Origin of the sequence: Nostoc sp., assembly GCF_036919555.1 — a bacterium.
Lineage (GTDB): Bacteria > Cyanobacteriota > Cyanobacteriia > Cyanobacteriales > Nostocaceae > Nostoc.
On record NZ_JBALCS010000077.1, the window covers coordinates 20,741 to 33,768 of the forward strand.

Annotated in this window: 10 protein-coding genes and 1 pseudogene; 4 read left to right on the plus strand and 7 right to left on the minus strand. The window is 39.3% G+C overall.

The window, feature by feature from the left end:
* Window positions 1–22: 22 nt before the first annotated feature.
* Window positions 23–484 (minus strand): peroxiredoxin, encoded by a 462-nt coding sequence (locus V7K36_RS21085; protein ID WP_335118940.1) that lies wholly within the window; start codon window positions 482–484, stop codon window positions 23–25.
* A gap of 577 nt (window positions 485–1,061) precedes the next feature.
* On the opposite strand from V7K36_RS21085, the gene V7K36_RS21090 reads away from it, so the two are divergent.
* Both V7K36_RS21090 and V7K36_RS21095 read left to right on the plus strand, forming a co-directional pair.
* On the plus strand, window positions 1,062–2,189 hold the full coding sequence (locus V7K36_RS21090) for an acyltransferase family protein (RefSeq protein WP_335118942.1): 1,128 nt from the start codon (window positions 1,062–1,064) through the stop codon (window positions 2,187–2,189).
* A gap of 58 nt (window positions 2,190–2,247) precedes the next feature.
* Window positions 2,248–2,949 carry a CAP domain-containing protein gene (locus V7K36_RS21095; RefSeq protein WP_334828638.1) on the plus strand — a complete coding sequence of 234 codons (702 nt, stop codon included), beginning with the start codon at window positions 2,248–2,250 and terminating at the stop codon, window positions 2,947–2,949.
* A 109-nt stretch (window positions 2,950–3,058) separates the two neighbouring features.
* Here the strand turns inward: V7K36_RS21095 and V7K36_RS21100 are convergent, their stop codons facing one another.
* On the minus strand, window positions 3,059–4,696 hold the full coding sequence (locus V7K36_RS21100) for a tetratricopeptide repeat protein (protein ID WP_335118944.1): 1,638 nt from the start codon (window positions 4,694–4,696) through the stop codon (window positions 3,059–3,061).
* A gap of 203 nt (window positions 4,697–4,899) precedes the next feature.
* Here V7K36_RS21100 and V7K36_RS21105 point away from each other — a divergent pair, with 203 nt between their 5' ends.
* Complete coding sequence (locus V7K36_RS21105) at window positions 4,900–5,358, plus strand: endonuclease domain-containing protein (protein WP_335118946.1); 459 nt, start codon at window positions 4,900–4,902, stop codon at window positions 5,356–5,358.
* Between the two features lie 199 nt (window positions 5,359–5,557).
* On the opposite strand, the gene V7K36_RS21110 is transcribed toward V7K36_RS21105, so the two are convergent.
* The 4 genes and pseudogenes from V7K36_RS21110 to V7K36_RS21125 form a co-directional block, all read right to left on the minus strand.
* Complete coding sequence (locus tag V7K36_RS21110; RefSeq protein WP_335118948.1) at window positions 5,558–7,669, minus strand: tetratricopeptide repeat protein; 2,112 nt, start codon at window positions 7,667–7,669, stop codon at window positions 5,558–5,560.
* Window positions 7,670–7,760: 91 nt separating this feature from the next.
* Window positions 7,761–8,546, minus strand: a pseudogene (locus V7K36_RS21115) (DUF4058 family protein).
* A 23-nt stretch (window positions 8,547–8,569) separates the two neighbouring features.
* Entirely contained in the window at window positions 8,570–9,355 is a 786-nt protein-coding gene (locus V7K36_RS21120; protein WP_335118950.1) for a DUF4058 family protein, read from the minus strand.
* A gap of 83 nt (window positions 9,356–9,438) precedes the next feature.
* Complete coding sequence (locus tag V7K36_RS21125; RefSeq protein WP_335118952.1) at window positions 9,439–9,966, minus strand: SH3 domain-containing protein; 528 nt, start codon at window positions 9,964–9,966, stop codon at window positions 9,439–9,441.
* A 299-nt stretch (window positions 9,967–10,265) separates the two neighbouring features.
* Here V7K36_RS21125 and V7K36_RS21130 point away from each other — a divergent pair, with 299 nt between their 5' ends.
* Window positions 10,266–11,147, plus strand: a complete 882-nt coding sequence (locus tag V7K36_RS21130; protein ID WP_335118954.1) for a TauD/TfdA family dioxygenase — start codon at window positions 10,266–10,268, stop codon at window positions 11,145–11,147.
* Between the two features lie 227 nt (window positions 11,148–11,374).
* Here the strand turns inward: V7K36_RS21130 and V7K36_RS21135 are convergent, their stop codons facing one another.
* Window positions 11,375–12,883, minus strand: coding sequence for a UbiD family decarboxylase (locus V7K36_RS21135; RefSeq protein WP_335118957.1), 1,509 nt, complete (start codon window positions 12,881–12,883; stop codon window positions 11,375–11,377).
* Between the last annotated feature and the right edge of the window lie 145 nt (window positions 12,884–13,028).

A 13,028-nucleotide genomic window follows, 5' to 3' on the forward strand; every position in this document is an offset into this window, starting at 1 on the left:
TTAATCGCGTCTCTCCTAACTCCTACTTAGCTGCAAGTTGTTGCAAAGTTTTCAGCGCTTCCTCAACATGACCTTTAAAGTTAAACATTGAATCAAACACGTATTGCACAACTCCCTGTTGGTCAATGACGTAAGTAACGCGACCAGGGAACAAGCCAAAGACCGCTCTTGCGCCATATAGCTTCCGCACTTGGTCGCCTTTATCAGTTAACAGAGTAAAAGGTAGATTGTATTTCGTAGCAAATCGTTGGTGAGATTCACTGGAGTCAGCACTCACGCCGACAACTTCAGCACCAGTGGTTTTAAACACTTCATACTGATCGCGAAAGGCGCAAGATTCAGCCGTACATCCGGGTGTGTCATCCTTGGGATAAAAATATAGGATAACAGCTTTTTTGCCACGAAAATCTTCGAGGCTAATTGTTGAGCCATTTTGGGCAGGTAGAGTGAAATTAGGAGCGGTATCTCCAACTTTGATTGGCATAGTTATTCAAAAATCCAAAATTTGTGTGCTTAAAATAACTATTATCATAATTAACAAATTTTTATCGCTTACATAACAAATTATGATCCTTTAATTCTATATTCAAAGTTTATTTATTTTTCCGGTCTAAGTATATTTTGAAACCCAATCCACTGCCAAATCCGCCGCCAAATATGATAAGTATTTTCAGAATATCCTGATAAACAGCCACGTCTTTATTGACCAGAAAAACCGTTAAAAACACGAAAACAGCCACAAAAATACAAATAGCGACCAAATTATACTTTCTTGCTTCTTGTGCGTCTACAAATGCTCTTTCACTATCTTTTTCTACGCTTTCAAGTATTTTTGTTATGTGTTGTTGATTAATGTTATCTAGAATTGGTGAAATAGACGATGTGTAAATTTAGATTATATAATATTTATTCAATAATACAAATGTCTTAAAAAGACGTAAATTTGAAAGAACAGGGTCATAACTAACCAATTTTACCTTGTATTCGAGTCTAGAAATTTTGCTTGATTACCTGCATCAAGTGGGGTAGCTTAGATACTCATCCAACATAAAATTCCGCTTATGCGCCTGACTTCACTGGATGTTTTTCGCGGCATTACGATCGCTGCGATGATTCTCGTCAATATGGCAGGAGTCGCAGATGATGTATATCCTCCCTTAGCCCACGCCGATTGGCACGGTTGCACACCAACTGACTTGGTATTTCCCTTCTTTCTGTTCATTGTTGGTGTAGCAATGACTTTCTCGCTGTCAAAGTACACCGAAGGTAATAAACCAACCTCAGCTATTTACTGGCGCATCTTACGCCGCGCTGCCATTCTCTTTGCCTTGGGATTGCTACTAAATGGCTTTTGGAATCAGGGTGTTTGGACTTTTGACTTGAGTAGTATCCGCATTCTAGGAGTGTTGCAACGGATCAGCCTTACTTATCTGCTGGCTTCCTTGGTAGTTCTCAACCTGCCGCGTAAAGGTCAATGGATACTGGCAGCAGTGCTACTCATCGGCTACTGGCTAACGATGATGTATTTGCCAGTGCCAGAATATGGCGCGGGAGTGCTGACGCGGGAAGGTAACTTTGGCGCTTATATTGACCGCCTGATTATTCCCAAAGCACACTTATACAAAGGCGATGGTTTCAACTTTATGGGAGATCCAGAGGGACTTTTCAGTACTATTCCGGCGATAGTAAGTGTTCTAGCTGGCTACTTTACTGGACAATGGATACGCAGCCAACCTGTACATTCACGCACAAGTATAGGGTTAGGATTATTTGGAGTTGGTTGTTTAATTATCGGTTGGGCGTGGGGGTGGATATTCCCCATCAACAAAAAGCTGTGGACAAGTTCCTATGTAGTTTTTACCACCGGTTGGGCATTACTTTTGCTAGCAGCTTGTTATGAACTGATCGAAGTCCGGCTGAATCGTCGCTGGAGTAAACCTTTTGAAATTATGGGCTTAAATGCGATCGCTCTTTTCGTTGCATCCGTTTTGTTGATTAAAATCTTAGTGAAAACCACTATCGGCACAGGCAAAGATGCTCCTAGTACCTACAATTGGATTTACCAGAATTATTTCGCATCTTGGGCGGGGGCGCTGAATGGTTCCCTGTTGTTTGCTATAGTAACTGTGTTGTTATGGTGGGCTGTTGGTGTTCTGATGTATCGCCAACGCTGGTTTCTGAAAGTGTAAATTTGCAAGCAGCCATCAGAAAATGAAAATTAATCCATAGAAAAATGTGAGTTAATGGATGCGTCTCATGAAATTTTGGGTGTTTTTGCCAATTGCGTTGATATTTGGCTACTCAGATCAACTGTTTCAATCTAACCCGTCTGTAGCCTACTCTAACCCAGCAGTAGTTTCACAAACTAGTCCGACTTTATCAAAAGTGAGTTACCTTTCATCGTTGGAACAAGAGGTAATTGTTGAAACAAATAAGGTACGAACAAACCCCCAGTCATACCTCCCGATTTTAGAAAACTATAGAAAGCGCTTTGAGGGAAACCTAGTAAACATTTCTAATAATACCTATTGGCAAACTCAAGAAGGAGTCAAAGCAGTTGATGAGGCGATCGCATTTTTGAAATCTGCACCTCCTGTGGGAGCATTGAGTGTATCTAAGGGTATGTCTTTAGCAGCAAAAGACCAGGTTAAAGACCAAAGCCCAAAAGGTGCCACAGGTCATGATGGTAGCGATGGTAGCACCCCGTATATTCGCATCAACCGCTATGGTAAATGGCAAACAACCGCAGGCGAAAATATCATTTATGGCTATAACACTGCTCAAGATATCGTCATGCAATTAATTATTGATGATAGTGTGCCTGATCGCAGTCATAGAAAAAATATTTTTAACGGCGCTTTTAAAGTGTCTGGTGTTGCTTATGGAAATCACAAATTATATAGAACAATTTGTGTAATTGACTACGCTGGAGGGTATAGGGAAAATTAGGGACTGAGAAATATAAGATCAAACCTCACCCTCAATCCCTTTCCTTAGTAAGGAGAGGGAAGCCGGAGTTTTCACGCTAAGTTGACATTTATCCGAATTCATCGATTTTCTAGAAGTTTAAAACATCTAATGATTCTTCTATTTCTAAATCTAATATTCTTTCTCGTGTATCTTTGAGTGCTTCTAGCTTCCCTTCTTGACGATAGATGTTTGCCGCTTTTTGAAAATCTTCAATTGCTCCCTCTTTATCTGCTATTTCTAAACGGATATTGCCACGATTGTAATAAGCATCTGCATAATTTGAATTAATCTGGATTGCTTGAGTATAATCTTCAATTGCTGCTTCCAAATCTCCTAAGTCAGAACGAGCATTACCACGGTTGTAATAAGCATCTACATAATTAGAATTAATCTGTATTGCCTGAGTATAATCTTCAATTGCTCCTTCAAAATCTCCTAGATCTGAACGAGCATTACCACGTTTTTTATAAGCTATGGCATCTTTAGGATTAATCTTGATTGCTTGGGGAAATCCCGGTTGAGAGCCTAATAAATAACGAGCAATCCCACGGTTTTTATAAGTATCAGCATAATGGGGGTTAATTTTAATAGCCTGGGTATAATCTTCAATTGCACCCTGATTATCTCCTACATTAGAACGAGCTTCAGCCCTATTTTTATAAGCTACGGCAACATTAGGATTAATTCTGATCGCCTGAGTATAATCATTAATTGCTTCTTCTAATCGCCCTATTTGAGACAGAGCTAAACCTCGTTTATTGTAAGATTTAGCATCATGGATATTCGTCTGGATTGCCTGAGAATAATCTGCGATTGCAGCTTCATAATCTCCTATTTGATAATGAGCCAAACCTCGTTTATAATATAGATTAACATCGCCATGATTAACTTTTAAAGCTTGATTATAGTTGGCGATCGCATTCGTATATTCTCCTTTTTCAAAACATTCATCAGCCAATCTTACATAAAGTAGATTTAAATCTTTATCACGATATTGTAAATAGTTCTCTACTTCAGGTTGAAAAGAAGATTTGAACACCTTGTTGTTAGTTTGCTTAGGTGGCGTTTCCTGCTTCGGGAGATATTTGTAAATTGGTAGTTGTTGCTTATAAGAATTATTCATCGAAGATTGTAACTGTTCTAGATAGCACCATAAACCACCACCATACAATAATTGTTCTATCCCAAATGAAATTTTACCAGTTTTCAACTTAATCATCCGGGTTGGGAGAAAGCCAGCCAAAAAAAGGTGATACTCAGATTGTGCTTCACTCACATCCTCTTGAATCAAAATGCAAACTACAACTGCATTTTTCTCAACCTCTTCAGAACTAATTGACCATCTAACTCTATCAATACTACCGTGACGAGATTTAACTTCAATACCAATAGATGGCTCAGAAGTCAAGGTAAAATCTATATTGCCATCGCCGCCGAATCGCTTTTCATAATCGACTTCGGTAATAAAATCAGCTAAACGTTCTTTGACAACTTCCTCACCCAATTTCCCTTTGAGATAGCTAATAAAAACATCACGCACTGGCGAAACACGCTTATATTTCTCAGCCATCAGCCAGCAAAATTCCCGTAATGCCTTTAATCTGTCTCCAGAGATTATAGTTAATTCACTATATTGACCTTCTGTTTCACAATGAAGCAGACAACCAGATGTTAGCCTTTTAATAAAATCAGACTGTAGCGATCGCAGTAGTGTAATCCAGTCCATTTATGTTTCTGCGAATCTTTTGATGAGATTATTCTATTAAAATATCCAGTCGGCGTAAACCTTTCAATTAGCTTGGCAAGATTTATATCATTTTTTTAGGTGCGGCCATATCTGATTATGCCAGAGTTTTGACTGCTAGGGAGGTTGTAAGAGTGCGATCTCTGGGAATAAAACATGAAATATAGCTAACCACAATCGTGCAAATGACCCAAAATCAAAACCCCAAGCCAAAGTCTCTCACCGACTCCAGTTCCCCCTCATCGCTTGCGGGGAGGGGGTTAGGGGGTGGGGTTCCGGGATACTCTTGGCAAACCCCACACGAACTTTGGAAAAAACTTAAACCATTGGCGCGACAGATGCGGTGTGAAGCAACTCCAGCAGAAGAGTTACTTTGGCAGAAGTTGAGAGACAAGCAACTTTTGGGTTTCAAGTTCCGCCGTCAGCAAACAATTGACCGTTTTATCGTCGATTTTTACTGTAATGAAGCGCGGTTAGTGGTGGTAGTGGATGGCAAAATTCATGACTACACCCAACAGGAAGATGCGATACGTCAAGAATTTTTGGAGAGTTTGGGGTTGCAGGTTGTGCGATTTAGAAATGAGGATGTTTTCGAGAGGATGGAGGGGGTATTGCAGGATATCGCTACTTGGTTGCAGAGATAGAACCCCACCCCCAACCCCCTCCCCGCAAGCGAGGAGGGGGCTAATTATGTGGTTTTTGGTGGTGTGTGCGATCGCTTTGCGTCATAGTTTGACAATTATTTTACAGAATAGTGATTTTGAGCGCGTGAGACAAGTGAGGGAGTTGTCTTGAGAATTTTGGCTGTAAGTTGAATATTATGGCGCTTAATATCTGTACATTTTACTGCCAAGGCACATCCCATAGTTTAACTGTTTTGTCATAACCACCACTAACAACATTTTTACCATCGGGACTAAAAGCTACTGATTCTACATAAGATTCATGCCCAAAAAGGGTGATCATTGTTAGTCCAGTTTGCACATCCCATAGTTTAATTGTTTTGTCATCACTACCACTCACAAGGGTTAGACCATCAGGGCTAAAAGCCAGGGATGTTACTGCATTAGAGTGACCTTTAAAAGTTCGTATCTGCCTATTATTTTGCCAATCCCAAAGTATGATGTTATTGTCTTCACTACCACTAGCCAAAGTTTGACCATTTGGGCTAAAAGCAATAGCACGAACACACTGTTGATGTCCTTCTAGGGTATTAATTTCTTTGCCAGTTTGTACATCCCATAGTTTGATAGTTTTGTCACAGCTTCCACTGGCAATAATGTTATTATTTGGACTAAAACTCAAAGACTGAATGTAATCTGAGTGTCCAAAGAAGCTGTGAATTTCTTCTCCAGTTCCTACATTCCAAAATTTAATGATTTTGTCATCACTTCCACTAGCTATGGTCTGTCCGTCTGGACTAAAAGCAAGGGAGCGAATCCTATCAGAATATGCTGATATAGTAAGGATTTTTTCTCCTGTGCTGACATTCCAAAGTTTAATAGTTTTTTCAGTACCGGAACTAGCAATAGTTTGACCATCAGGGCTAAAAGTTACAGCAAGAACTGAACCTGAATTTCCAGAAAGTGTTTTAATTTGTTGTCCCGTTTTTAAGTTCCATAGTTTGATAGTTGAGTCTTCACTCCCACTCGCTAAAGTTATTCCATCAGGACTGATAGCCACTGACCGAACCGCAGCAAACATTCCTGAATGCCCTGTGAGGTTATATGTTAATAACGCTTTACTATAATCTGCACTGATATAATCTTTATTTGCTGCTTCGGATTCTCCAAGTTTTTCGTGAGCGATCGCACGTTTATAATATGCTTCATAATACTTAGAATCCAGATTAATAGCATTGTTGAAATCCTTAATTGCTTTTTCTGGTTCCCCTAAATTTAAATTAATAAGTCCGCGTTTATAGTAGGCATCTGGATAATATGTACTAGCATCGTCTGCATGATTCTCAATAGCGTGAGTAAAGTCCTCAATGGCTTTTTCATATTCGCCCAATTCAGCCCAAACAGAACCACGTTTCAGAAAAGCAGCAGGATAATAGTCAGCAGTTAACTTTAATGCTTCTGTTAAATCCTTAATCGCTTGTTGATAATCTTTTTGTTCAATATAGATAATAGCTCTGCCTAAATAAGCATCATAAAAGTCAGGATTTAGTTTAACTGCTAGATTAAAATCATCAAGTGCTAACTGATAATTGCCAAGTTTGATGTAAACAGTACCTCGTCCTAGTAATGGTTCAACATATATATCTTTGTCTTCAGCAAATTTGGGACTAACATTCATTGCTTTAGTATAATCTGCAATAGCTCTTTCCTGATCTCCTAACTCTGAATACGCACGACCTCGGCTTACATGAGCTTCTGCAAATTTGCCATCTTTACTTAAAGCATCGCTATAATGCTTAACAGCACCCTTATAATCTGCTTTTTGTTGAGCCTTTTCGACTCCTAATTTATAAGATTCTAGAGCAGGAGATACAGAGGAATCTTTTTTATCACCTATATTAATCTTAATTAAGTTAAGCTCTTGAGCTTCAAAAAAGAAATCTACTCTGCCAATTAAAGATAGAGTAGGAGCAATAGTTGGCGCGAAAGTTGGCGCGAAAGTTGGCACTAAAGTTGGTGCGAAAGTAGGAGCTAAAGTTGCCCTTAAAATAGAAATATCTGGAATAAAAGAACTCCCTGTGGTAATAAAATTACTAGCTTTTTCCAAAACTGCGAGTGTCTTTTCTACCTGCAAGGACGATAGATATTTATTTATGGGAACTGCCTCAGCCACTCCGTACCTTGTGATCAGTATACTAGGTAAAATCATCTCTGTCATACTCAGAATCGATGCGAGTAAAATACAAAGTACAAGTTTAGATAGCTGCTGCAATACATTAGAAATTTTTATAAATACAGCCTGGTTTGCTTTTTGTAGTGTAATCGAGTTCATGTTTTTAGGAATCCAGTCTTACCTTACAAGGGAATCTCAGTTTAGTATTCCCAGTTAAGTAGCAGAAATCTCAAATCCCTATTAAGTTGCTCTACCGTAAACCCTTCTCCCGCAGCAGCGCATCCACCCAAGCTGCATCTGCTTCTAACAATCCTGGTACTGACTGTTGACTATAATCTACTACCAAATCATAGCCGTAGATATCATATACCTCATTTAACAATGTCTGCAAATCTATAACTGGTTCCGTATCTCCAGAACGCAAAGGCAGGGGAAAGGGTGGAATTATGTCTGGTAAATTAAAAGCATATAAGTCAGCATAAGGACGGCGATCGCCACGACAAACTAAAATTCGATAGTGACTCTGAATATCATTGCCCATCATTGGCATAGGTTCACCCTTACGCAGTAAATCAATTTCAACTAAATTGGTGCGACTGGCTAATACTTGTTCGCGTTTCTCTTGATATGTCTGCCTTCCTTTACCCGGACATTTATTGGTAGGAGATAAAATTTCAATAGTAGTAACTAATGCCTCTGTTCCTACTTCTCGTACTTCTAAATATCCTTCCCTGATTGAAACAGGCATCGGAATCTTTACTTTTATAGGTTCAGGCATTGGTGCGGCTACTGCTACATTTGTATTTATAGAATCAGTTACAGTCTGCCAATTTTTCACGATCACATCAGGAATGCCAACAAGTAGTGAATTCTCATCAGTGCTTTCATACATCCGCACCTCTACAGCAACTCAATATTTAGGACGCAGTTGGGGAGATAAAAACCTGGTAATTTCACTAATTAGTAAGTGATGTAATCCTGGAAATAATTCAGGATGTTTTAAATAGGGATTCATCCCAGGAAAGGTTGAATGCATTGATTCTCCTCCTATTGTTTTCTTTAACGTAGTCCTTTTTTCCGTAACAATGCATCTGCCCAAACTACATTCTCTTCTGACAATCGTGACACTGGCTCTTGACTGTAATCTATTACTAAATCATAACTTGCACGCTCATAAATTCCAGCTAATAAACTCTGCAAATCCACTAATGGTTCACTATCACCAGTTCGCAAAGGTAACGCAAATGAGGGAATTACATCTTGCAAATTAAAGGCATATAAATCAGATTGAGGACGATTTTCCCCGCGACTAACCAAAATCCGATAATCATTTTGCGTAACATCCCCAAAAACTAACATTGCTTCCACGACACGCAATAAATCAATTTCTACCAAATGTGTTGAACTTCCTAACACTCGCTGTCGCTTAATTTCGTATGCGTTGCGTCCTTCTCCTGTACGTTTATTTTTGGGTGAGAGAATTTCAATCACTGTTACTACTTCTTTTGCTCCTACTTTTCGCACCTCTAAATATCTCTCCTTTACTATCTCAGGTATGGGAACTGTCACCGTTTTAGGTTGAACAGCAGGTGTAGCTATAGCTATATTCGGTATTTTAGGATTTATTGCTGTTTGTGAATTTTGTACTATTACATCAGGAATACCAACCAAAAGTTTATCATCGCCAGTAGTTTGATAAATTCGTTCTTCAATGGCGACAAAATATTTGGGACGTAGTTGAGGAGAAAGATAATCTGCGATCGCTACTATTAGTCTCCCATGTACTCCTGGCCATAATTCAGGATCTTCTAAATAGGGATTCATTCCAGGAAATGGATAAGCCATGACAAATATCTCAAAACCAAAATTTTAAAAGTAATTCTCATAGCCCCCTCCTCGCTTGCGGGGAGGGGGTTGGGGGTGGGGTTCTAAGAACAACTGGTAAGGGCTGCACCACATTGATCTTCCCTTGTCAACCAACCTTTAACACCTTGATATTCCACCTGCGCCCAATCTTTCTGACAGCTTAACAACTTAACAACTGTATTAGCAGGAATTCTTCGCACTTTTAGGCTTTGTTGACTGGTATTAGCATATAAATCCACGCCATTAGTACCGTAGCCGCGCGTTGTTAAGCCTAATTTTGGCACAAACACCCATCCAGTTCCTTGAAAACCATCACTAGCATTAGTAATCTGCGCCCAATTTTCAGCAGTACCAATAACTTGAACTGTTTCGTTGATGGGTATTTGCCCTAGAATTGTGTTATATGTACTTGCACCACTCCGCACATTTAAACCTTGCGGATCTGTATCGGTGACATAGGCAAGAATATTGCACTTTTGAGGATTAGTTGATTTTGCTAAACCTATTTGATGAGCTATACCTGTATTGAGCATTACACTAATACAACTGAATGTTAATCCTATCACTAACTTTGATGCTGGATTTTTCACTTTTTTTGTTATAATTTATGCAGTTTTTTGGCATCAGTAACTAAGGCTGTAGTCTTATTTCTCTCTCAGAATCTACCCAAATAAATTAGGGTTAACTTTGTAACATAGTTTTCTAAAAGGGATTTTAGTACTGTAATAACACTTTTAATTTTACAAAATTTACTATTGCGATGTCTACGACGGGCTACGCCTACGCAGATGGATGCAACACAACGACATATTGAGTATTAAAATGTCAATATCTGGTGTAGTTGACGCCAACAGTGAGTTCAAATTTCGACAAACTTTTATTAAGTTATATGAATACCAAGATACAGCCCATATCAGATGGCATAGGTCAAGAGATTATTAATCTCGATAATGTCAGTATTTTAGAATTAGACAAAGAACAAATTATTAGTCTGTTTAAACATTATGGAATCTTACTTTTTAGAAAATTTGATGTTGATGCTGACATTTTTAAAGAATTTACAAATTTATTGAGTATCGATTTTATAAATTATGCTGGTGGTGCATTCAGGAGAAGGGTAATTAATGGAGATCAGACTCTCTTAAGTGTAAATGATTCTAAGTCTGAGATTAAATTACACGGAGAAATGTATTATCAGCAGAATATCCCACTTATGCTGTGGTTTTTCTGTGCTAATCCACCATTAGAAGATGGTGAAACAACAGTATGTGATGGCAGACAATTTTTTCATGAAATTAGTAGTTCAACCAAAGAATTGTTCAACAAAAAGAAGCTAAAATTCACTGTTAGCATATCTAAAGAGGACTGGCATAAAAAATACCAAACAGATAACTTGAATACACTAGAAGAGATATGTCAGAAGAATAATACGCATCTGACAGTAAATGATGATCAATCGATTATGATTGAATACATTTGTCCAGCCATTATCCCTAGCAGATGTGGAAAGTATCAAGTGTTTATTAATAGTCTATTGCCCACAAAGCAGTTCATCTCAAAGATTCTTAAGTTTGAGGATAATTCAGAAATTCCTGAAGAGGTTGTCTCAGAACTTAACGAAATTGCTGAAAAAATAACCACGGAAATTTCGTGGCAAAAAGGAGATATTTTAATGATTGATAATACCAGAATACTTCATGCGAGAAGAGCTTTTGCTGATGATCAAAGAGATATTTATATCAGGCTATGTTCTCCAGCTTTTTCATTCTGATATTTTGTTAATTATTGGTTAGTTTTACTGATAAAAGTCAGATGAGGAACATAGATTGAATAGAATAGAAAACTTATCTTTTGTAGGGTGTGTTGGCGACAGCGTAACGCACCTAAACTATATGTAATGGTGCGTTACTAAAGCACCCTACGAAATTTGTAAGTTATTAAATCTATGTTCCTAAGCTGATAGCCAGCAGAGATTTTTACCAGTTTTTATCTAATACGTTACCTCATATCATAGCCAAACAAATTTGGGTCTACTTCTGGTAACTGCAACTCTGCTAAACCATACTCTGCCCATCGTCTCTCTACCATCGCCGCCACATCTGGGTCAGATTCCAAGGGCAAACCCCATTCATGGTCTGTTTCCGGCGGAATTTTTGTGGTTGCATCAATTCCCATGCGTCCACCTAAACCAATCTTTTCACTGGCAAAATCTAACGTATCAAAAGGTGTATTCGGCAGAATAAAAACATCCCGCACTGGGTCAACTTTGGAACTAATCGCCCACACAACTTGACGCGGATCACGAATATTTATGTCTTTATCCACAACAATTACAAATTTTGTGTATGTAAATTGTGGTAAAGCACTCCAAAACGCTAAAGCTGCCCGTCGCGCTTGTCCGGGATATGCTTTATCAATGGAAATAATCGCCGCTTTGTAACTCAAAGCTTCCATTGGGAGGAAGAAATCGACAATTTCTGATACTTGTTGCCGTAGTATGGGCGTATAAATGCGATTTAGTGCGATCGCCATCATCGCTTCTTCTTTAGGTGGACGACCGCTAAATGTTGTTAAATAAATCGGATTTTTCCGGTGCGTCATACACTCAAAGCGAATCAACGGCGAATCTTCCACGCCACCGTAATAACCCATGTGGTCGCCAAAGGGGCCATCTGGTAACACTTCCCCTGGTGTAATCGTCCCTTCCAAAACAAATTCTGAATCTGCGGGAACTTCCAAATCTACAGTTTTACACTTCGCTAACTGCACACCCGAACCGCCATATAGTCCAGCAAACAGCCATTCTGATAAATCTACAGGTATAGGCGTAGCTGCTGCCATGATAATTAGAGGATCTACACCAAGTGCGATCGCAACTTCTAATTTCTTCCCACGTTCGGCCGCTTTTCGCAAATGCCTCGCCCCACCCCGCACCGATAACCAGTGAACCGTCATCGTATTCTGAGATTGTAGTTGCAAGCGATACACACCTACATTTGGAGTACCCGTCTCACAATCTTTGGTAATTACCAGTCCCAGCGTGATAATCTTGCCAGCATCACCACAATAAGGACGTATCAAGGGCAACTTATGTAAATCTAAATCATTCCCTTGAAGCACAACTTGCTGACAAGCAGGGAAAAAGTCACGTCCTGGTTTCGCCTTCACCACATCAAACAATACTTTTGCAAAATCTATCGCCTGGGAAATCTTCTTCGGCGGTTTTGGCTGTTGCAGCATACTCAGTTTTTTCCCCAGAGTTTCCAACTCCTCTGGATGCTGCATATTCATCGCCCAGCAAATCCTTTCCACAGTTCCCATCAAATTCACCGCCACCGGGAAGGAAGCGCCTTTGACGTTTTCAAACAACAACCCTGGCCCACCTTTTTGCAGCATTCGGTTGGAAATCTCAGCAATTTCTAAATCTGGGTCAACTAAAGCTGAAATTCGCCGTAATTGTCCCTTATCTTCCAAAATTTTAATGAATCCCCGCAAGTCTCTCGCCATTGTTCTAATTAAGCTGATTATTTAAGAAGTGTGAAGCGCTTTCTTATATTATGGGGCATTGGGCATTGGGAAGTGCGATTCGTTCAGTCTAAACCTGAGAAGGAGGACGGCTGGCTTCGGTTGAGTAACCCATTCCAGGGTAGAG